The organism is Mycobacterium sp. GA-1199, from assembly GCF_001500045.1.
GTDB lineage: Bacteria > Actinomycetota > Actinomycetes > Mycobacteriales > Mycobacteriaceae > Mycobacterium.
On the sequence record NZ_LQIX01000053.1, the window covers coordinates 67,555 to 87,136 of the forward strand.

A 19,582-nucleotide genomic window follows, 5' to 3' on the forward strand; every position below is an offset into this window, starting at 1 on the left:
GGTGCGTCAAGCTACGTAGGATTACCCGGTATCGATCCCCGACCTTGAAGGCGCACTGTGGGCACCGAGTGGACCGACAATCGAAAAAATTTGATGTTGTTCTCGGGTCGGGCGCACCCCGAACTCGCTGAACAGGTCGCCAAGGAACTCGACGTACCCGTGACGGCGCAGACCGCGCGGGACTTCGCCAACGGCGAGATCTTCGTCCGGTTCGACGAATCCGTCCGCGGTTGCGACGCCTTCGTGCTGCAGAGCCATCCCGCGCCGCTGAACCAGCACCTGATGGAACAGCTGATCATGATCGACGCGCTCAAGCGCGGCAGCGCCAAGCGGATCACCGCGATCCTTCCGTTCTATCCGTACGCGCGGCAGGACAAGAAGCACCGCGGGCGGGAACCGATCTCGGCGCGGTTGGTCGCCGACCTGCTCAAGACCGCGGGTGCCGACCGGATCGTCACCGTCGACCTGCACACCGACCAGATCCAGGGCTTCTTCGACGGACCGGTCGACCACATGCGCGCGCAGAAGCTGCTCACCGGGTACATCGCCGAGCACTACTCCCATCACGACATGGTGGTCGTCTCGCCCGACTCCGGCCGGGTCCGCGTCGCCGAGAAGTGGGCGGACTCCCTCGGTGGCGTTCCGCTGGCGTTCATCCACAAGACGCGCGACCCGCTCAAACCCAACGAGGTGGTGTCCAACCGCGTCGTCGGCGACGTGCGGGGCAAGACCTGTGTGTTGACCGACGACATGATCGACACCGGCGGCACCATCGCCGGCGCGGTCAAACTGCTCAAGGCCGACGGTGCGGGCGACGTGATCATCGCCGCAACGCACGGTGTGCTGTCGGATCCGGCCCGCGAGCGGATGGCCGATTCGGGCGCCTGCGAGGTGATCGTCACCAACACGCTGCCGATCGGTGACGACAAGCGCTTCCCGCAGTTGACCGTGTTGTCGATCGCCCCGCTGCTGGCGAACACGATCCGCGCGGTTTTCGACAACGGCTCGGTCACCAGCCTCTTCGACGGGTCGGCATAGATGTCGAAAAGCGTCATCTACCACAACCCCAAGTGCTCGACCTCGCGGAAGACGTTGGACTTGTTGCGCGAGAACGGGATCGAGCCGACGGTGGTGCAGTACCTCAAGACGCCGCCGAGTCGCGCCGAGCTGGAGAAGATGATCTCCGACGCCGGTATCGACGTGCGCACCGCCGTACGTAAGAAGGAGGCGTTGTACCGCGAATTGGGTTTGGCCGACGCCTCCGACGACGAGCTCCTCGACGCGATGGCCGCCAACCCGATTCTGATCGAGCGGCCGTTCGTCGTGACGCCGAAGGGCACCCGGTTGGCCCGGCCGATCGACGCGGTGCGCGAGATTCTGTGAGCCGTCCAGGCTTTCAGGTTGCCGCTGCGGTGACGGTCGTCGGCATCGCCGTTGTGTCCGGCTGCGGCACCGAACCGCCCAACTACCAGTCGGTGTGGTCGACGTCGCCGACGCCGACGTCGACCGCCGCCGAGCCGGATGACAAGCCGGTGCCCCTCGCGGCTTTCCTGGAACAGGCCGGTGTGACCGGCGAGCCCGTGTTCCCCGAGAAGCTCACCGATCTGACGGTCTCGTATCCGACGCCGGCCGGGTGGGAGCCGTACTTCAACACCAACTTCGCGCCCGGAACCAGGGTGATCGCCAAGGGCGAGACATACCCGATCGCGATGCTGGTGGTGATGAAGTTGACCGGCGACTTCGACCCGCGCGAGGCGATCAAGCACGGATACGTCGGCGCCGAGATGTCGCAGAACTTCAAGCGCCTCAACGCTTCCATGGACGATTTCAAGGGTTTCCCGTCGGCGATGATCGAGGGCAGTTACGACCTCAACGGCACCCGGATGCACAGCTACAACCGCATCGTGATCGCGACCGGCGCGGCGCCCGCCAAGCAGCGCTATCTCGTCCAGTTCACGGTGACGGGCTACGCCCAGAAGGCCGCCGAGGAGGCCCCCGACATCGAGAAGATCATCGGCGGGTTCAACGTCGCCGTCCCCAAACCACCGCCGAAGTAGCCCCTGTTTCTCCGCGAAATTGCGTTCCAGCAGCGAAAGCGCGAGTGAGGGCCTGCTGGAATGCCATTTCGCGCGAACTCACTAGGGTGGTCGGCATGAGTTGGACTGCCGCGGATCTGCCCTCCTTCGCCGGACGCACCGTCATCGTCACCGGTGCCAACAGCGGCATCGGTTTGATCACGGCGCGCGAGCTGGCCGGCGCGGGCGCCAAGGTCATCCTCGCCGTGCGCAACACCGCTAAAGGTGAGGAGGCCGCGGGCACGATCACCGGCGATGTCGAGGTCCGCAAGCTCGACCTGCAGGACCTGGCGTCCGTGCGCGCATTCGCCGACGGTGTCGAGGCGGTCGACGTGCTGGTCAACAACGCCGGCATCATGGCTGTGCCCTACGCGTTGACCGTCGACGGGTTCGAGAGCCAGATCGGCACCAACCATCTCGGTCACTTCGCCCTGACGAACCTCCTGCTGCCGAAAATCAGCGACCGGGTCGTGACGGTGTCCTCGGTCATGCATTTCCTCGGCCGGATCAACCTCAAGGACCTCAACTGGAAGGCCCGGCCGTATCTGGCGTGGCCGGCCTACGGTCAGTCGAAGCTCGCGAATCTGCTGTTCACGAAGGATCTGCAGCGTCGACTCGACGAGGTGGGCTCGCCGATCCGTGCGATCGCCGCGCATCCGGGCTATTCCGCGACGAACCTGCAGGGCCAGACGGGCAACCCGATCGGGACCCGCTTCTGGCTCGCCGCCAACCGGGTGTTCGCCACCGAGCCCGAGTTCGGTGCCCGCCAGACCCTGTACGCGGTGGCCGAGGACCTGCCGGGCGACACGTTCGTCGGCCCACGCTTCGGCAGTCGTGGGCCCACCGGGCCGACGGGCTTCCGCAGCCCGCTGGCTCGCGACGGTCGGACGGCGAGCGCGCTGTGGGACCTCTCCGAGCACCTCACCGACACCAAGTTCCCGCTCTGATTTGGGCCTGACCGGCGTTTCCGGCTACCCTGGCCGGTGATCACGGCGAGGGTGGCCCCGTGGGCCACCGTTATCGACGCGAACCTTGTGGTTGAGCCCCGCCGTGCCGAGCACACGACAGGAGCATCCACATCATGGCGAAGAACGCCCCCAACAACCTGACCGCCGCGGTGCGCACCGAGACCGGCAAGGGCGCATCACGTCGCGCCCGCCGCAACGGCAAGGTGCCCGCGGTTCTCTACGGTCACGGCACCGATCCGCAGCACCTCGAACTCGACGGCCATGACTTCGCGGCCGTTCTGCGCCGTGCGGGCACCAACGCGGTGCTGACACTCGACGTCGACGGCAAGGAACAGCTGGCGCTGACCAAGGCCCTCGACATCCACCCGATCCGACGCACCATCACGCACGCCGATCTGCTCGTCGTGCGCCGTGGTGAGAAGGTGGTCGTCGAGGTCAACGTCATCATCGAGGGCGAGGCGGTGCCGGGCACGCTGGTCACCCAGGACGCCAGCACCGTCGAGGTCGAGGCCGACGCGCTGTCGATCCCCCAGCAGCTGACGGTGTCCGTCGAGGGTGTCGAGGCCGGCACGCAGTTCACCGCGGGTTCCATCGAGCTCCCCTCGGGCGTCTCGCTGATCTCGGATCCGGAGATGCTGGTGGTCAACGTCGTCGAGGCGCCGTCTGCCGAGGAACTCGAGGCCGAGGGCGGCGGAGAGACGCCGGAGGAGGCAGCCGCCGAGGTCGCCGAGGCCACCGACGAGGGCGAGGGCGACTCGGCCGAAGCGGCGCCCGCCGAAGAATCCGAGTAGACCGGCATGGCCGAACCACTTCTCGTGGTCGGCCTGGGCAATCCGGGACCGCAATACGCCACCACGCGGCACAACCTCGGGTTCCTCGTCGCCGACATCCTCGCCGACCGCATCGGTTCGGGGTTCAAGGTGCACAAGAAGTCCGGCGCCGAGGTGGTCACCGGCCACCTCGCCGGACGCTCGGTGGTGCTGGCCAAACCGCGGACCTACATGAACGAGTCCGGTCGGCAGGTCGGACCGCTGGCCAAGTTCTATTCGGTGCCGGTGGCCGACATCGTCGTAATCCACGACGAACTCGACATCGACTTCGGCCGGATACGGCTGAAGTTCGGCGGCGGCGTGGCCGGGCACAACGGCCTACGGTCGGTGGCTTCGTCGTTGGGCAGCAACGGCTTTCAGCGCGTTCGCATCGGGATCGGCCGCCCGCCCGGGCGCACCGAAGGCGCGAAATTCGTGCTGAGCACCTTCACCTCCGCGGAGTGGAAGGACGTCCCGACGATCTGCGAGCAGGCCGCCGACGCCACGGAGATCCTGGTGGCACAGGGCGTGGAACCCGCGCAGAACATCGTGCACGCCTGGGGCTGACGTCAGGCTCGGCGCTTCGGCGCCCAGGCCGCCGAGTCGCGGCAACGATTCAGAGGAACGAGTTCTCGGCGGTGAGCCCTCGTTCGGGGAACTCCCCCAGTGCGAACGTCTCGGCGTTGCCGAGCCCGGACCCGCCGCCCACCGGATCCTCAACGCGGACCAGAAGATCGCGCAGTTGATGCAGCTTGCGCGCGTTCTCTGCGGAGTCGCAGTCGGTCACGTGGTAACCCTCGACCCGCAGATCGCCCACCCACTGGCCGTAAACCCAATCGTTCCAGCCGTAGTAGCCGGCCGTGCCGAGGTGAAAGCCCGTCGGCCCGGCCGCGGTGATCGTCAGTGGCCGCCGGGACCCATCGGAGTCGATCAACGTGACCGTCCCGTGGGTCAGTCTCCGGTTCTCGTCGTTGAAGTGCAGATCCTGCTCCACCGAGGCAAACCGGTGCGATGTCCCGTCGTCGTTCTGTTGCTCTGCCTGGCAACGGATTTCGAGGAAGCCGTCGCCGCGCTCCTCCTGGTACATCACGAACAGCGAGTACGCCGAGCCGTCGGGGCGTGTCAGCGTCATCGGCAGCCAGGTCATGAACATCTGCTTGATCTTGCGGCCGCCACGAGGCAGGCCCGGGATGGGTTTGCCGACGCCGGGGCGCAGGCCCCAGGAATGGTCCCGTACCGAAATCCACTCGTCGGGTTGAATCTCGGTACGACGGCCGTCGACCTCGACCCAGCCTGAGGCCACCCCGATCTGGTGGTAGCGCAACACATTATGGGTGACGCGGTAGCCGTCCGGGCTGCGGTCGGGCCACGGATCCTCCAGCGCCGCATCGAAGCTGCCCCGCATGATGACGTCGAAACAGATCGGTGCGTGCTCGGTCGCCTCCAGGCTCACCTGAATCGACCGCAGCGGTTCGACCACGCGATAGCGGATCGGCCCGACCTCGGTCGAGGAGGGGTCGGCCGACAGGCGGCGTCCGGCGCGCACGGTCCACTGCTCGGTGCCCCGGCACACCCCGGCCGCACCGTCGAACACCCCACGGTTGGTGTACTTTCCGACGCCGAGGACGACCTGCAGCGAATTGTCCCGAGCATGCGCCAACGTCCAGATCTTCTCCGTCCACGATGGATCCGATTGGCTGACCGTTGCGAACGTGTCGACGATCTGGTGGGTAAGCGACTCGTCTTCGGGTACCAGACCGCCGTAGTTCGTCGTCAACAATCGATGTCACCTTCCCGTGGTACCCGACGACCGAGCGAACGTCGTCATGTCTGCACCGCTTTCGTAGGCGCGCATCCAGGTTTGCGCCCACGCCGGCAGCGGTTGATCGGCCGGATCGTGGTACGGCATCTGCGAAAGCGCCAGCCGCCACACCATTTTCGCCAGGTCGCCGGTCGGCACCGGTTGGAAGATCGTCGGCGCTCCCCCGTCGTCGCGCAGGTGGCGCACGATGGGCAGGCGGTGTTTGAGCTCACCGGTCAAGAAGTCACCGGACAACAGTTCGCGGGTGGAGACGCCGCGATCTTCGATCGGGACGACTTCGTCGAACACTTTCGCGATCGCGTCGGCTATCGCCGCGACATGGCCGAACGTTCTCTTGATGTGCTTGACGCGCGACCACGGGTGGGGGTTGACGTGATTACACAGGATCAGCCCCGAACTGCGGTGCTCGATCTCCTCGACGAAGTGCCACATCATCAGTGAGGCGACTCGGACATCGCCCCCGTCGAACAGCGAATCACGGTGGTCGAGAATCACTTTGAACAGCGGGGTGAAGGTGGCTTCCAAGTTCGCGACGTAGGCGAGGTGGAAGGCGACCGGCTCGGTCTTCAGCAGCTCGTCGTAGGCCGCGCAGGCGTCGGCGTAGCACTGTTCGAGGTCGGGGTAGCGGTCGATCAGCGCGAGCATGTGCTTGCGATGCGCGGCGGCATGCTGAGCCTCCTGCTTGAGGAATCCCTCGGCCTCGGCCGCGACGTGGGGGCTTTCGGCCAACCGGTCCGCGGCCATCCGCACCGCGCTGACGATGTAGCGTTCGAACGGCACCGCGATGAACGTGAACGCGTTGCAGAACAGTCCGAAATTCGGGTTGGCCGGCTGCCACATGAACGGCACCGACGCGTCGAACTCCCATCCGATCTTGCGGACGATGAGGTCGGTCACCGTTGCTCTCCTCCGCACCGGATGCGACATTGCTTCCATCCGGTGGCGCTGGGGTTGATGTAGCGTAAGTGTGACATTTGACCCCACAGATGTAAAGGTGATCATGGCCCGCTCCGAGGATGCCGAGCAGTCGCGGCGGCGCATTCTCGCGGCGACTTTCGTGGTGCTGGCCCGAGACGGTCGGCGAAAGTTGCAGCTGTCCGATGTCGCCGCCGAGGCAGGTGTGTCTCGCCCGACCCTCTACCGCCACTTCGGTTCGAAGGAGGGGTTGCTCGAGGCGTTCGCCCTCTACGAGCAGGACAACTTCGACGCGGGTATCGCGAGGGCGATGACGGGTCTCATGGGCCCCGACCGCCTCGACGCGGCGTTGCGCTTCATCGTCGAGTTCCAGAGCACTTACTCACTTGGATCGCTCGCCGATGTGGAACCCGAACACGTGCTTGCACAGATGAGGCGGGTGTTGCCGATCATGCACGAGCGGATCGCGCGGATCATTCCCGGAGACAACAAGGATGTCGCCGCGGCGGCCGTGGTTCGCATCGCCGTGTGTCACTACCTGCTCGGTGGCGGCAGCCCCGAGAACTTCCTTGCCGAACTGCGCCACGCCGCGGGCCTCGACGCCGCGCGCAACGGCCGTTCCACGTCGCTCAGTCAGCGCCCAGCCAGTCGGTGATCTTGGCCGCGATCAGCCCGGGCTGTTCGAGGTGCAGGAAGTGCCCGACGCCGTCGAGGACTTCGTAGGACGACCCGGCGGTCGGCAGGTACTGATCCAGGTCGTCGAGCAGTTCAGCGCCGATCGCGCCGTCCTGCAGACCGTGCAGGTAGAGCGTCGGGACCGGGGGCGGCACCGCCGTCGCCGCGGCCTCGTCGACGGCGTCCGGGTCGCCGAACTCCGGATTGAACGACGCGCGATACGGGCCGACGACGTCGACGATGTTCTCGGCTGTGACATGGCGGCGCAGTTCGGCGATGTCCTGCGCACCGTCGTATCCCGGCGACCAGTCCGCCCACAGGGACTCCCAGAACCCCGGTGCGAGCAACGCCGCCTCGGCCAACCCGACCTGCTGGATGAACCAGATGTAGAACGACCGTTTGAGCTGCCGATACGTGAACATGCCGGTCGCCAGGGCGCCGATCGGCGGTACGGCGAGCGCCACGAAACGCCCGAACAACGGTGACGGGCCCGCGACCACGCCGTAGCCGGCGTGCGCACCCCAATCGTGTCCGATCAGTACGGCGCGGTCGTCGGCTCCGCCGGCCTGGGCCACCTGGCGCACATGACGCACGTAGGTGCCCACGCTGACCGGACGGCCGACCGGTGCGTCGTATCCGGGGAGCCACGGCGCGACGACGCGGTAGCCGTGGTCGACCAGATGCGGCCCGAGGTGGCGCCACGTGAACGGGGTGTCGGGGAAGCCGTGGACCAGGACCGCCAGTGGCCGGTCGTGGTCATCGATGTCGCCGAAGGTGACAGCCTGCTGTCGGGTCACGCGGTGAGGGTATTACAGACAAACCGTGGGATGTAACGACTTGAGGCTTTACATCGCACCGGCCGCGTGTAAGCCTTTCTGCATGGCGGGCATCGCTCTGGTCAGACGCGACCTCGAGGAAACCCGCGCGAGGCTGCGGGACTGGTTCGCCCACCGGCACGCCGACGAGGTAGTGATATCCGAACTGCGGCCGGCGAACCGGGCCGCAGGGTGGTCAAGCGAAACGCTGGTGTTCGACGCCGAGTTCGGCGGACGGCGCAGCGAACACGTCATCCGGATACCGCCTGCGGGCGGCGGTATCTTTCCCGATTACGACCTCGACGCGCAGGCGGCGACGCAGAGACTCCTCCACGAACACGGTGTCGCGACCCCGTCACCGATTGTCTATGAGCCCGACGAGTCGTGGATCGGCTCGAAATTCCTTGTGATGCCGCGGATCGTCGGTCACACCCCGTCGGACACCAGCTATGCGACCCGCGGTTGGCTGCACGGAGCCGGCGTGACCGTGCAACGCCGCGTGCACGACTCGTTTCTGGAAACGTTGGCGCGGCTGCATCGGGTGCCGCCCGAGCAGGCCCCGTGGCTGGCACGACCCGAGGGCGTCGGCATTGGTGCCGAACTCGAGTGGTGGCGGGAGTACGTCCGATGGGGCACCGACGACCAGATTCCCAATGTGGTCACCGAGGCGTTCGACTGGTTGACGCATCGCATGCCCTCTGCAACAACGGAGTTGAGCATCTGCTGGGGCGATGCGCGATTGTCCAACGCCATCTTCGACGATTCCGGTCAACTCGTCGGCGCACTCGACTGGGAACAGGCCTGCGTGTGCCCCGCTGAAGCCGACGTGGCGTGGTGGCTGGCCACCCGCAAGCAGATGCTCGAGGTCAACGGATTGGACCTCGACCCCGAACTGGAAGGCTTCGACAGCCGCGACTCGGTCGTCGGACGCTACCAGGAGATGCTGGGCAGGCCCCTACGAGATCTCGACTGGTACGAGATATTCGCGATGGTCCGCATGGGCTGTTGCATCCTGCGGACGCAGGTGTTGTTGCGCGCGACCGGTCAGTCGGAGCACTTCCTCACCAGGGCGCCGATCCTGCCCGCGTGGACGGTCGCGGTGATTCGCGCCTAGCTGCCCGTGCGGCGGGCGTAGGCGCGCAGGGCGAACGGCGCGAAGACCGCCGTCAACAGCATTGACCAGATGACGGTTGCCAGCACCGGATGGTGCAGCGGCAGCTGCGCATCGGGCGGGGCGGGCCCGCCGTTGCCCCACAGTTGGCGCATCGCCTGAGCCAGCGACGACACCGGGTTCCACTCCGCGATGACGCGAAGCCAGTGAGGCATCGGCTCTGTCGGGACGAATGTGTTGGCCAGGAACGTGATCGGGAACAACACGGTGAACATCACCCCGTTGACGGCTTCGACGGTACGCAGCAGTGAGCCGATCAGGATGCCGAACCAGATCATTCCGAACCCGAAGACCAGGACCAGAGCGAACGCCAGCACCGCCTCGGCGACGCTGCCGCGGATGCGCCAGCCGATCGCCAGGCCCGTCAGCGCCATCACCACCACGCCCAGCGACGAGTGGAGCAAGCCGGCGATGCTGCGACCGATGAGCACCGACGACCGCGAGATCGGTAGCGACCGGAACCGGTCGATGATGCCCTTCTCGATGTCGGCCGTGATACCGGATGCCACGACGAACGCCGCGAACACGATGGTCTGCGCCTGGATGCCCGGCAGCAGGAACTCGCGGTAGTTGGTGCCCCCCGGATTGGGTATCGATGCGCCGAACACGAACGCGAACAACAACACGAACATGATGGGTTGGGCGGTGACGTCGCTGAGCATCTCGGGCATGCGCTTGGTGTGGATCATGTTGCGTTTGACCATGATCCAGGACTGCTGGGCGATGTTGGTGCGCCGAACCGAGACTCGTCGCCTCGCAGCATGCGCCTGCGCCACCACGGTCGTGGTGTCACCTTCGGCGGTCATGCCCCGTCCTCCTGTTCGCTGCGGTGACCGGTCAGCGAGAGGAAGACGTCGTCGAGGCTCGGACGCGACAAACCGATGTCGTCAACGGCAATGTTGCTTTCCCGCAGCCGGCCCGCGACGCGGATCATGTCGTCGAGACCATCGGCGGCTGCGGTCAATTCACGTGCGCCGGCGTTGACGAACACTTCGCCACCGTCCTCGGCGAGCAGCGCCTCGGCGGCGGGAAGGTCCTCGACGTTGGTCACGGTGACGACCAGGCTGGCGTTGCCTGCCTGCTGTTTGAGCTGAAGTGGCGAACCCTCGGCGATGATGCGGCCCTTGTCGATCACCAGGATGTTGTCCGCGAGCTGATCGGCCTCTTCGAGGTACTGGGTGGTCAGCAGCAGCGTGGTGCCTTGATCGACGAGATCCCTCAGCGTTTCCCATAATTCGCTGCGGCTGCGCGGATCCAGACCGGTGGTCGGCTCGTCGAGAAACAACACCGGCGGCGAGGCGAGCAGGCTCACCGCGAGATCGAGCCGGCGACGCATGCCGCCCGAGTAGGACTTCACCACGCGATCGGCGGCGTCGGCGATCGAAAACTGTTCCAGCAGTTGATTTCCCAACCGGGTGAGGTCTTTGCGGCGAATGCCGTAGAGCCCGCCGATCATCCGGATGTTCTCGCGACCGGTGAGTAGCTCGTCGACGGTGGCGACCTGCCCGGTCAGACCCATGTTGCGGCGCACCTGATCGGGTTCGCGGACGACGTCATAGCCGGCGACGCGAGCGGTACCGCTGGTCGGTGCGGTCAACGTCGTCATCATCCGCACCGTGGTGGTCTTGCCGGCGCCGTTGGGGCCCAGCAGGCCGAGCACGGTGCCGGGAGGAACGGTGAAGCTGACATGGTCGACGGCGGGTTCGCCGTCGCCGAAACGCTTTACCAGATCGATCGCTTCGACGGCGGGTGCAGAAGACATGGCACCGACCGTATCGACATCGAGCGACCGCTCGTTACGTGGCGAGCGACCGCAAAGTGCACGCGCTACGCGGCGTGTCATCTGCAAACACGGTCACTCGCCCCACTGGGGGTTTAGGTGACGAGCGAGACCGAGTTGCTGCGGCGCAGCTTGCCCGACGGCGTCTTGGGGATGGTGCCGGGTCCGAGCACGACGACGTTGCGCGGACGCACGTCGACCTCGCCGACCACCTCATGGGCGACCTGCTGCTCGATCCGGCGGACCTCGACCGGATCCTGCCAGGAGTTGGACTCCACGGCGACGGCGAACGTCTCCCGCGAGTGGCCTGCGTCGAGGCGCACGGCGACGGCGCATCCCGGTCGGACCCCCTCGACACGGCAGGCGGCGCGTTCGATGTCGGTCGGATAGATGTTGCGGCCGGCCATGATGATGACGTCCTTGACCCGGCCGCACACGACGATGTTGCCTTCGTCGGTGATGTAGCCGAGGTCGCCGGTGTCGTACCAGCCGTGCTCGTCCTGCGCCGGGATGAACCCACCCATGGTGATGTAACCGGGCGTCAGGCATTCGCCGCGAAGCTCGATGACGCCGACGCCGCGCGGTGGCATCACGTTGCCCTGCTCGTCGATGACCCGGGCCTCGAGGTCGCGCAGCAGCGGTCCCAGCGACGCCAGGCGTCGGGTGTTGCCCTTGGTCGCCGGCACGGCGCGGCGCAGCGCGGCCAGCAGATCGGCGTCGACCTCGTCGACGACCAGACCCGCTCCGCACGGAGAGAACGACACCGCGAGCGTGGTCTCGGCCATGCCGTAGGCGGGCAGGATCGCGTCGGGCTTCAGGCCGAACGGCTTGCCGGCATCCAGCAGGTCCTCGACGTCGGCGGGCTCGACGGGCTCGGCGCCCGACAGCGCGAACCGCAGCGTGGACAGGTCGAACTCACCCGGCTTGGCCTGACGGCGCAACCGCTTGGCGAACAGCGCATAGGCGAAGTTCGGCGCCGCGGTCATCGTGCCCTTGTACTTGTCGATGAGCTTGGCCCACAACAGGGTGTCGCGCAGGAAGTCCATCGGCGTGACCTTCACCAGTTCCGCGCCGAAGTACATCGGGATGGTCAGGAAGCCGACCATGCCCATGTCGTGGAAGCACGGCAGCCAGCTGACCATGACGTCCTTCTCGACGTCGTACTCGGCGCCGATGAACATCGCCTCGGCGTTGGAGTAGATGTTGCGGTGCGTGATCTGGACGGCCTTGGGAGATCCAGTCGAGCCGCTCGTCAATTGCATCAGCGCGAGATCGTCCTCGCCGACGTCGATCGGATCGATCGGCTCGCAGGCCAGCAGGTCCGTCACCGTGAGGACCGTGATGCCCTGCTCCTGAAGCACGGGGATGGCGACCATGAACGGTTCGGAGACGATGACGGCCTTGGCCTCGATCATCCGCACGACGTTCATCGTGTCCTCGGCCCAGACCGCGAGGTCGGTGCGCGGGGTGGGCTGGTGCAGCATGGTCAGGCTGGCGCCGCGCATCCACAGGCCCTGGGCGGTCGGGGCGATCTCCACCGGGAATCCGGCCAGCACGCCGACCGCGTCGCCGAGGCCGATGCCGACCTTCGCGAGGCCACCCGCGATGCAGCGCGCGCGCTCGTGCACCTCGCCCCAGGTGTGGCGGACGGGTTCGTACGGTTCACCGGTGACCATGCCCGTCGTCACGGTGCGGGCATTGCGGTACATCTTCTCGGTGAATCGGCTCACGACGCCCTCCTCGGTTTCTGGAGCCGCTGCGCCTGCGGCATGGGGCTCAGCGCAAACAACCTCGTCACATGCTCCGCCTGATCGCAGATGCGGTCGCGAAGGCGCGCGCACGAATCGGGAGCGGTTACGTCTCGAAATGGTGATGCACCGAAGCGGTCGCAATATCCGACGAGGCGCCCACCGAGGTGTCCGGCGGGAAAGTAAGTCGTGTCCGATGCATGACAGCTGATCTTCACCATCGGCCATCTTATGCAACTCTTAAGTAGCCGCCAAACTCTCGCGGGTATTGAGGTCTGGGTCACATCCACCTGTGACCAAACCGCAGCCGAGCGCTCTGGGTACGGAAATCCCCGCATTTTCCGTACCGGATTGCGCGCTCGCGGACGAGCGGGGTGGTGTCACGCCGACGTCGACGGCGTCGGCACCACCCGCGCGCCGTGGACCGGGCCGCTGGCCACTCGCACGGTTCGGCACACCCCCGCGCCGGCCAGCTGTGCGCCGACGTCGACCGCTTGGCCGGCCGAGGCGCACAGAAACGCGCATGTCGGCCCCGACCCCGACACGATGCCTGCCAACGCCCCGGCCTCGGTGCCCGCGCGCAGCGTGCGGCGCAACCCCGGGTCAAGGCTCAGCGCCGCGGGCTGCAGGTCGTTGCCGAGCAGCGGGGCGAGTCGGGTTGGATCGCCGGACGCCAGCGCGGCCAGCACCGGTTCGGCGTCCTCGAGCCGCGGCGGTGGCTCGCGGTCGGGCCCCGCCGAGTCGCGCAGCCGGTCGATCTCGGCGAAGACCGCGGGCGTCGACAATCCGCCGTCGGCAAAGGCCAGCACCCAGTGAAACGTCGTACGGGCCAGCACCGTCGCCAGCTCCTCACCGCGCCCGGTGCCCAACGCGGTTCCCCCGTGCAGTGCGAACGGCACGTCGCTGCCCAGCCGGGCCGCCAGCGCATGCAGATCGCGCCGCGGCACGCCCAATTCCCACAGCGTGTTCATCGCGACCAGCACCGCGGCTGCGTCGGCGCTGCCGCCGGCCATGCCGCCGGCGACCGGTATGGATTTGTCGATCGAGATCGCCACATCCGGTGCCCGCCCCACGTGTTCGGCCATCAACTCGGCCGCCTGCCATGCGAGGTTGCGCTCGTCGGCCGGTAGCGATTCGGCCCCTTCACCGGAGAGCTCCAGCGACAGCATGTCGGCATTGCTGACGGTGATCTCGTCGAGCAGCGAGACGGCGTGGAACACGGTCGTCAGCTCGTGGTAGCCGTCGTCGCGGCGGTCACCCACCTCCAGGTACAGGTTGACCTTGCCGGGCACCCGCACGGTGACCGACCCCGTCGGCACCCATTCAGACGCGGTGTTCCCGTTCCAGCCCGGCACGGCACGACACTATCGAAAGGACAAGTGGCGGGCAGCGTGTCAGAAGGCGCGCGCCGTCGCCGCACTAGTCTGAGCTCGTGCTGTCCACCGGCGACCGGTTCGACGACTACGTTGTCGACGAGGTCCTCGGCCACGGCGGATCGGCAACGGTCTACCGGGTGCATGCCGCCGACAATCCGCGGCGGGTGGTCGCTTTGAAGATCCTCGACGAACACGCTCGTGATCGAGCGCACGTGGCCCGGCTGCGGCGGGAGTTCGAGTTCGCCGACCGCCTCGACCACCCTCACATCGTCACCGTGTACGAGCGGGGCCCGGGGTGGCTGACGATGCAGTTCGTCGCGGGCGGCGCAGTGCAGTGCCTGCCGACGGTGCCCGAGCGCCTTGCAGCGCTCGGCCAGATCGCCGACGCGCTGGACTACATCCACAACCGCGCGATCGTGCACTGCGACGTCAAGCCCGCCAACATCCTGGTCGAACCCGACCGCTCGCAGGCGGTGCTGATCGACTTCGGGGTGGCGGTCGAGATCACCGACGACATCGGCCGCCGTCCGACGCACGTCGAGGCCTCGCTGCCCTACTCGGCGCCGGAGCTGATCGCGGGTCGAGCACCGACAGAGGCGACCGACGAATACGCCCTGGCCTGCACGGCGGTCGAACTGATCACCGGGTCACCGCCGTTTCGGGAGGACTCCCGCGTCGGGTTGGTCGAGGCGCACCTGCATCGCCCGCCACCACGGTTCTCACGCGAGGTCGACTGGCTGCCACGCGCTTTCGACTCGATCGTGGCCAAAGCCCTGGCGAAGGCGCCTGCGGACCGTTACCAGTCCTGCCGCGAGTTCGTCGCGCTGGTCGTGCGCGCCGTCAACGGACGCTGATCGAACCCTCGGTGTCCTGAACCGCCGGCTTGTCCACTTGTCCTGACCGCTGCAGCAGCCGGACGAAGTCGGCGATCGACAGGGTCTCGCCGCGGCGTGACGGATCGATGCTGGCGGCGAGCAGCCTGCGCGCCGACTCGTTACCCGAACCCGCCCATTCGGCGAACGCGTTGCGCGCCGTCTTGCGCCGTTGCGCGAACGCGATGTCGATCAGCTCGAAGACCTGTTCACGGAAGCTCTCGTCGGTCGGCCACGGCGACGTCTCGTAGCGCTCGATGCCGACCAGCCCCGAGTACACCCGGGGGATCGGCCAGAACACCGTCGGCGACACCATGCCGTGGCGCCGGACCTTGCCGAAGAAGCGCACCTTCGCGCTGGGCACGCCGTAATCCTTGCCGCCCGGCTCGGCCGCGAGCCGCTCGGCCACCTCGGCCTGAACCATCACCATCACGGTGCGGATCGAGGGGAACTCGGCCATCAGATGCAGCAGGGCCGGGACCGCGATGTTGTAGGGCAGGTTGGCGACCAGGGCCGTGGGCTCCTCGCCGAGTTCCTCGCGTCGCAACCCGAGGATGTCGCGGTTGAGCACGGTGAGCCGGTTGATCTCGCTGTGTGAATGCTCGGCGATGGTGATTGGCAGTTGCCGGGCCAGCACGGGGTCGATCTCGACGGCGGTCACCCGCGCGCCGCGGTCGAGCAGTGCCAGCGTCAGCGAGCCCAGTCCGGGCCCGACCTCGAGAACGTGGTCATGCTTGTGGACACCGGACGCCGAAACGATTCGCCGTACGGTGTTGGCGTCATGGACGAAGTTCTGGCCGAACGATTTGCGCGGTCGAAAGTCGATCGCCTTCGCCAGTTGTCTTATCTCGGTCCGCCCGAGTAGTCGAATGGTCAGCGCGCACCAATCCTCCCGCTACAAGTCGGCCACGCGCCCCACCCTTGTCGCGCCCGAGTGACTTCAGCAATCGCGATTTGTTCTTCTCTTGTTGCCAAGTCGGCTCTCGCAGCATAGCGCAGACCGCCGTTGCGCTCCCATGTGTTCTGGTCGAATTGAACGCCGCCGTAGTATCCGTTGCCGGTGTTGATCGCCCAGTTACCTCCGGCTTCGCACCGCGCAAGGGCATCCCAGGTCGCCCCGTTGGACACCGCCGGCACCTCGGTGCCGGGCTTGGTGCCCACCCGCACGACACCTTCGCGGGCGGGCGTTACAACGACATTGGCTACTGGCAACCTGCCGGTCTCCACACCGTTGAGCTTCGCCACCGCAAAGATCACGTCCTGCGTGCCCGGCATTCCCGGGTCCTCGACGACCTGCCGGCTCTGGTTCAGCGTCGGGTCCTCGATGCGCTTGAGGGCGGGCGGCAGCGGCACGCGCTCGGCGATCTTGTCGATCCGGTTGCGCGTCACCTGGACGTGCATGCCGTCGGTGACGGGAGCCGACGCGGCGGGAACGACGGCGTCACGCTGCTCGAGCGGTGCGCCCGCCTCAGCGAGCAGGGCCGCGATGTTCGGGGCGGCCAGCGTCACGCTGCGCATCGCTCCGCCGTCATCGATGTGCACGATCTTGGGGCTGACCACCGGCAGTGACATGCCCGCCAGCGGAACCCGGCTGGCGCGCGAGGCTGCGGCGGGCGCCTTGTCGGTCATCTCCAGTTGGGCGAGGGCCTCGTCGACCGTCGACGCGGTGGTCCACACCTGCTTGCTGTCCTCGCCGTCCAGCGAGAGCTGAAGCGGGCGGCTGCGGCGCAGCACGATGGTGTCGGCCTGGTTCACCGGTTGATCGGCGGCCGGAAAGAGGTCGTCTCGTTCGCCGACGTCGAACCCGTTCTCCTGGACCACGTCGATCACGCGCGACTTCATGGTCGCCACCGTCGTCGACGAACCGTCCACGGTCAGCGTGACGGTCTTGTGTGCAGCTACCGCGTAGCCGCCGGCGAAGGTGAGTGCGAGCAACATCGCACCGACCAGCAGACGAAGTAGCGGTGAACGCGCCTCGTGGAGCTTTGTGAAAGTGTTCAAAACGTCGTATATCCCCGACTATCGGACGGAGCGCCGCGTCCTTGCGGTGCTTCGCTTTCGGTCACAGCACGGTAACGGAGAGCCCTCGAGTCAGCAACTCGCGAGGCCGTAGGCGCGTTCGGCTGTGGTGGTGGTTTCGCGCGCGATGACCTCAGCCGGCTTACCGACGATCTCCGCCAACGCCCGCACAGTGTAGGGAAGGCAGTACGGCTCGTTGGGTGCGCCGCGGTACGGATGGGGCGTCAGGAACGGCGCGTCGGTCTCGACGAGCATTTGCCCGGGCGGGATCAGTCGCGCGGCTTCTTGCAGGGCTTTGGCGTTCTTGAAGCTGACGGTGCCCGACAGACTCAGTAGCCAGCCCGCGTCGATACACCGACGCGCCATCTGAGGCCCCGACGAGAAGCAGTGGAAGATCACCGTCTCGGGGGCGCCTTCGGCGGCCAGGACGTCGAGGACCTGATCGTCGGCCTCTCGGTTGTGGATCATCAGCGGCTTGCCGGTCCGCTTGGCGAGGTCGATGTGCCACGCGAACGCGTCCCGTTGGGTGGCCGGTTGCGCGCAGCCCTCCAACCTGCCGGGCCAGTACAGGTCGAGGCCGGTCTCGCCGATCGCGACGACGCGGGGATGGTCGGCCAGTTGCTCGATGACGGTCTTGGCTTGATCGGTCAGGGCGTCGGTCCGCGTCGGGTGCAGGGCGACCGCGGCATAGACCCGCTCGTCCGCCTCGGCGGCCTCGGTGACCCAGCGTGCGGAGTCGAGGTCGTCGGCGATGGTGACAACGGCCCCGACGCCGACCGCCGCCGCGCGGTCGACGATCGCGGTGACGCCGGCCGCGTCCGAGGCACCACATGCATCGAGATGGGTGTGCGCGTCGATCAGCGGGCTCAGCGGCGCCGGGGCGGGCGGCCGCTCCCGTCTGCCTGAGCGCTTCGCGTTCACCGCCACACCATAAGCTGAGTTGAAATGACTACTGCTGTCCGCGGGGCGCAAGCGCCGAGCCCAGGCGCGCCCTTCTACATCACCACCGCGATCGCCTATCCGAACGGCGATCCGCACGTCGGCCATGCCTACGAGTACATCGCCACCGACGCCATCGCCCGGTTCAAGCGGCTGGACGGATTCGACGTGCGGTACCTGACCGGCACCGACGTGCACGGCCTGAAGATGGCCGAGGCGGCGAAAACGCTGGGCATCCCCACCGCCGACCTGGCGCGGCAGAACTCCGATGTGTTCGAGCGCCTGCAGGAGAAGCTGAACATCTCCTTCGACCGGTTCATCCGCACCTCGGATGCCGACCATTTCGAGGCCTCAAAGGAGATCTGGCGCCGGATGAACGACGCCGGTGACATCTACCTCGACTCCTACAAGGGCTGGTACTCGGTTCGCGACGAGCGGTTCTTCACCGACGCCGAGACGACCGTCGGCGCCGACGGCGTGCGGGTCGCGGCCGAGACCGGCGCGCCCGTGACATGGACCGAGGAGCAGACCTACTTCTTCCGGCTGTCGGCTTACACGGACCGCTTGCTGGAGCACTATCGGGTGCATCCGGAGTTCATCGAGCCCGATGTGCGGCGCAACGAGGTCGTCAGCTTCGTCTCGGGCGGGCTGCGAGACTTGTCGATCTCGCGCACCACGTTCGACTGGGGCGTGCCGGTGCCCGACCATCTCGACCACGTCATGTACGTGTGGGTGGACGCGCTGACCAATTACCTGACCGGCGTCGGTTTCCCGGACACGTCGTCGGAGGCCTTCAAGCGGTACTGGCCCGCCGATCTGCACATGATCGGCAAGGACATCATCCGGTTCCACACCGTCTACTGGCCGGCGTTCCTGATGTCGGCGGGAATCGAGTTGCCGCGCAAGGTTTTCGCGCACGGCTTCGTGCTCAATCGCGGCGAGAAGATGAGCAAGTCGGTGGGCAACATCATCGACCCGGTCAACCTCGTCGAGGAGTTCGGGCTCGACCAGGTGCGCTATTTCTTCCTGCGCGAGGTGCCGTTCGGTCAGGACGGCAGCTACAGCGAGGACGCGATCATCGGCCGCATCAACGCCGACCTGACCAACGAGCTGGGCAACCTGGCGCAGCGGTCGCTGTCGATGGTGGCCAAGAACCTCGACGGAATCGTCCCTGAGCCAGGAGATTTCACCGATGACGACGCGGCGCTGCTCGAATCGGCCGACGCGCTGATCGACCGGGTGCGTGGCCACTACGACGCCGTCGCGATGCACCTGGCGCTCGAGGCGATCTGGTCCGTCCTGGGCGCGGCGAACAGGTACTTCTCCGCCCAGGAACCGTGGGTGCTGCGCAAGTCGGAGTCGGCGCAGGATCAGCGTCGTTTCGGCACGGTGCTGTACACGACGCTCGAGGTCGTGCGGATCGCCGCGCTGCTGACGCAGCCCGTGATGCCCGACTCGTCGGCTAAGCTGCTCGACTTGCTCGGACAGAACCCCGACGAACGAACCTTCGCCGCTGTCAGCATCCGGCTGAAGCCAGGCACCGCCCTACCGGCACCGACCGGTGTGTTCCCCCGCTACCAGGCTGAGTGATTCGAAAA

At 66.8% G+C, this 19,582-nt stretch carries 20 protein-coding genes; 10 read left to right on the forward strand and 10 right to left on the reverse strand.

The window, feature by feature from the left end; translation table 11 throughout:
• The first annotated feature begins 57 nt into the window (after nt 1-57).
• The 6 genes from AU198_RS21265 to pth all read left to right on the forward strand — a co-directional run bounded on the left by AU198_RS21265 (nt 58) and on the right by pth (nt 4,419).
• On the forward strand, nt 58-1,038 hold the full coding sequence (locus AU198_RS21265; RefSeq protein ID WP_064350555.1) for a ribose-phosphate diphosphokinase: 981 nt from the start codon (nt 58-60) through the stop codon (nt 1,036-1,038).
• Nucleotides 1,039-1,383, forward strand: a complete 345-nt coding sequence (arsC, locus tag AU198_RS21270) for an arsenate reductase (glutaredoxin) (RefSeq protein WP_064350556.1) — start codon at nt 1,039-1,041, stop codon at nt 1,381-1,383.
• Nucleotides 1,380-2,057, forward strand: a complete 678-nt coding sequence (locus AU198_RS21275) for an LpqN/LpqT family lipoprotein (protein ID WP_064350557.1) — start codon at nt 1,380-1,382, stop codon at nt 2,055-2,057. The genes arsC and AU198_RS21275 overlap by 4 nt, the downstream gene beginning before the upstream one ends.
• A 95-nt stretch (nt 2,058-2,152) precedes the next feature.
• Nucleotides 2,153-3,022: an oxidoreductase gene (locus tag AU198_RS21280; RefSeq protein ID WP_064350558.1), complete on the forward strand. Its 870-nt coding sequence runs from the start codon at nt 2,153-2,155 to the stop codon at nt 3,020-3,022.
• 134 nt (nt 3,023-3,156) lie between these two features.
• Nucleotides 3,157-3,834, forward strand: coding sequence for a 50S ribosomal protein L25/general stress protein Ctc (locus AU198_RS21285; RefSeq protein ID WP_064350559.1), 678 nt, complete (start codon nt 3,157-3,159; stop codon nt 3,832-3,834).
• A 6-nt stretch (nt 3,835-3,840) separates the two neighbouring features.
• Nucleotides 3,841-4,419, forward strand: coding sequence for an aminoacyl-tRNA hydrolase (gene pth, locus AU198_RS21290; protein WP_064350560.1), 579 nt, complete (start codon nt 3,841-3,843; stop codon nt 4,417-4,419).
• Nucleotides 4,420-4,468: 49 nt separating this feature from the next.
• Here the strand turns inward: pth and AU198_RS21295 are convergent, their stop codons facing one another.
• Both AU198_RS21295 and AU198_RS21300 read right to left on the reverse strand, forming a co-directional pair.
• Nucleotides 4,469-5,632, reverse strand: a complete 1,164-nt coding sequence (locus tag AU198_RS21295; protein WP_064350561.1) for an Rv3169 family protein — start codon at nt 5,630-5,632, stop codon at nt 4,469-4,471.
• A 6-nt stretch (nt 5,633-5,638) separates the two neighbouring features.
• On the reverse strand, nt 5,639-6,571 hold the full coding sequence (locus tag AU198_RS21300; RefSeq protein ID WP_064350562.1) for a metal-dependent hydrolase: 933 nt from the start codon (nt 6,569-6,571) through the stop codon (nt 5,639-5,641).
• A gap of 103 nt (nt 6,572-6,674) precedes the next feature.
• Here AU198_RS21300 and AU198_RS21305 point away from each other — a divergent pair, with 103 nt between their 5' ends.
• Entirely contained in the window at nt 6,675-7,244 is a 570-nt protein-coding gene (locus tag AU198_RS21305; RefSeq protein WP_064350710.1) for a TetR/AcrR family transcriptional regulator, read from the forward strand.
• On the opposite strand, the gene AU198_RS21310 is transcribed toward AU198_RS21305, so the two are convergent.
• A complete protein-coding gene (locus AU198_RS21310) occupies nt 7,219-8,061 on the reverse strand; it encodes an alpha/beta fold hydrolase (protein WP_064350563.1) in 843 nt (280 codons plus the stop codon). The two genes, AU198_RS21305 and AU198_RS21310, sit on opposite strands and share 26 nt — an antisense overlap.
• 82 nt (nt 8,062-8,143) lie before the next feature.
• On the opposite strand from AU198_RS21310, the gene AU198_RS21315 reads away from it, so the two are divergent.
• Nucleotides 8,144-9,193 (forward strand): phosphotransferase family protein, encoded by a 1,050-nt coding sequence (locus AU198_RS21315; protein ID WP_064350564.1) that lies wholly within the window; start codon nt 8,144-8,146, stop codon nt 9,191-9,193.
• Here AU198_RS21315 and AU198_RS21320 read toward each other — a convergent pair.
• The 4 genes from AU198_RS21320 to AU198_RS21335 form a co-directional block, all read right to left on the reverse strand.
• Nucleotides 9,190-10,056 (reverse strand): ABC transporter permease, encoded by an 867-nt coding sequence (locus AU198_RS21320; protein WP_231744744.1) that lies wholly within the window; start codon nt 10,054-10,056, stop codon nt 9,190-9,192. The genes AU198_RS21315 and AU198_RS21320 overlap by 4 nt on opposite strands.
• A complete protein-coding gene (locus AU198_RS21325; protein ID WP_064350565.1) occupies nt 10,053-11,012 on the reverse strand; it encodes an ATP-binding cassette domain-containing protein in 960 nt (319 codons plus the stop codon). The genes AU198_RS21320 and AU198_RS21325 overlap by 4 nt, the downstream gene beginning before the upstream one ends.
• 113 nt (nt 11,013-11,125) lie before the next feature.
• A complete protein-coding gene (locus AU198_RS21330) occupies nt 11,126-12,760 on the reverse strand; it encodes a fatty acyl-AMP ligase (protein WP_064350566.1) in 1,635 nt (544 codons plus the stop codon).
• Between the two features lie 398 nt (nt 12,761-13,158).
• Nucleotides 13,159-14,133, reverse strand: a complete 975-nt coding sequence (locus AU198_RS21335) for a 4-(cytidine 5'-diphospho)-2-C-methyl-D-erythritol kinase (protein WP_064350567.1) — start codon at nt 14,131-14,133, stop codon at nt 13,159-13,161.
• Nucleotides 14,134-14,210: 77 nt separating this feature from the next.
• On the opposite strand from AU198_RS21335, the gene AU198_RS21340 reads away from it, so the two are divergent.
• Nucleotides 14,211-15,008 carry a serine/threonine-protein kinase gene (locus tag AU198_RS21340; protein ID WP_064350568.1) on the forward strand — a complete coding sequence of 266 codons (798 nt, stop codon included), beginning with the start codon at nt 14,211-14,213 and terminating at the stop codon, nt 15,006-15,008.
• On the opposite strand, the gene rsmA is transcribed toward AU198_RS21340, so the two are convergent.
• The 3 genes from rsmA to AU198_RS21355 form a co-directional block, all read right to left on the reverse strand.
• Complete coding sequence (gene rsmA / locus AU198_RS21345; RefSeq protein WP_064350569.1) at nt 14,995-15,903, reverse strand: 16S rRNA (adenine(1518)-N(6)/adenine(1519)-N(6))-dimethyltransferase RsmA; 909 nt, start codon at nt 15,901-15,903, stop codon at nt 14,995-14,997. The two genes, AU198_RS21340 and rsmA, sit on opposite strands and share 14 nt — an antisense overlap.
• Entirely contained in the window at nt 15,900-17,027 is a 1,128-nt protein-coding gene (locus AU198_RS21350) for a resuscitation-promoting factor (RefSeq protein WP_064350570.1), read from the reverse strand. The genes rsmA and AU198_RS21350 overlap by 4 nt, the downstream gene beginning before the upstream one ends.
• A gap of 90 nt (nt 17,028-17,117) precedes the next feature.
• A complete protein-coding gene (locus AU198_RS21355) occupies nt 17,118-17,966 on the reverse strand; it encodes a TatD family hydrolase (RefSeq protein ID WP_064350712.1) in 849 nt (282 codons plus the stop codon).
• Nucleotides 17,967-17,990: 24 nt separating this feature from the next.
• Between AU198_RS21355 and metG the strand changes: the two genes are divergently transcribed.
• Nucleotides 17,991-19,574, forward strand: a complete 1,584-nt coding sequence (metG, locus tag AU198_RS21360; RefSeq protein ID WP_064350571.1) for a methionine--tRNA ligase — start codon at nt 17,991-17,993, stop codon at nt 19,572-19,574.
• The last annotated feature ends 8 nt before the right edge of the window (nt 19,575-19,582 follow it).

Excerpts from the sequence above, each read along its gene's own strand:
- arsC (WP_064350556.1), top strand. The coding sequence starts at position 1,039 with ATGTCGAAAAGCGTCATCTACCACAACCCCAAGTGCTCGACCTCGCGG.
- AU198_RS21280 (WP_064350558.1), top strand. The coding sequence starts at position 2,153 with ATGAGTTGGACTGCCGCGGATCTGCCCTCCTTCGCCGGACGCACCGTC.
- AU198_RS21285 (WP_064350559.1), top strand. The coding sequence starts at position 3,157 with ATGGCGAAGAACGCCCCCAACAACCTGACCGCCGCGGTGCGCACCGAG.
- pth (WP_064350560.1), top strand. The coding sequence starts at position 3,841 with ATGGCCGAACCACTTCTCGTGGTCGGCCTGGGCAATCCGGGACCGCAA.
- AU198_RS21305 (WP_064350710.1), top strand. The coding sequence starts at position 6,675 with ATGGCCCGCTCCGAGGATGCCGAGCAGTCGCGGCGGCGCATTCTCGCG.
- AU198_RS21315 (WP_064350564.1), top strand. The coding sequence starts at position 8,144 with ATGGCGGGCATCGCTCTGGTCAGACGCGACCTCGAGGAAACCCGCGCG.
- AU198_RS21320 (WP_231744744.1), bottom strand. The coding sequence starts at position 10,056 with ATGACCGCCGAAGGTGACACCACGACCGTGGTGGCGCAGGCGCATGCT.
- AU198_RS21325 (WP_064350565.1), bottom strand. The coding sequence starts at position 11,012 with ATGTCTTCTGCACCCGCCGTCGAAGCGATCGATCTGGTAAAGCGTTTC.
- metG (WP_064350571.1), top strand. The coding sequence starts at position 17,991 with ATGACTACTGCTGTCCGCGGGGCGCAAGCGCCGAGCCCAGGCGCGCCC.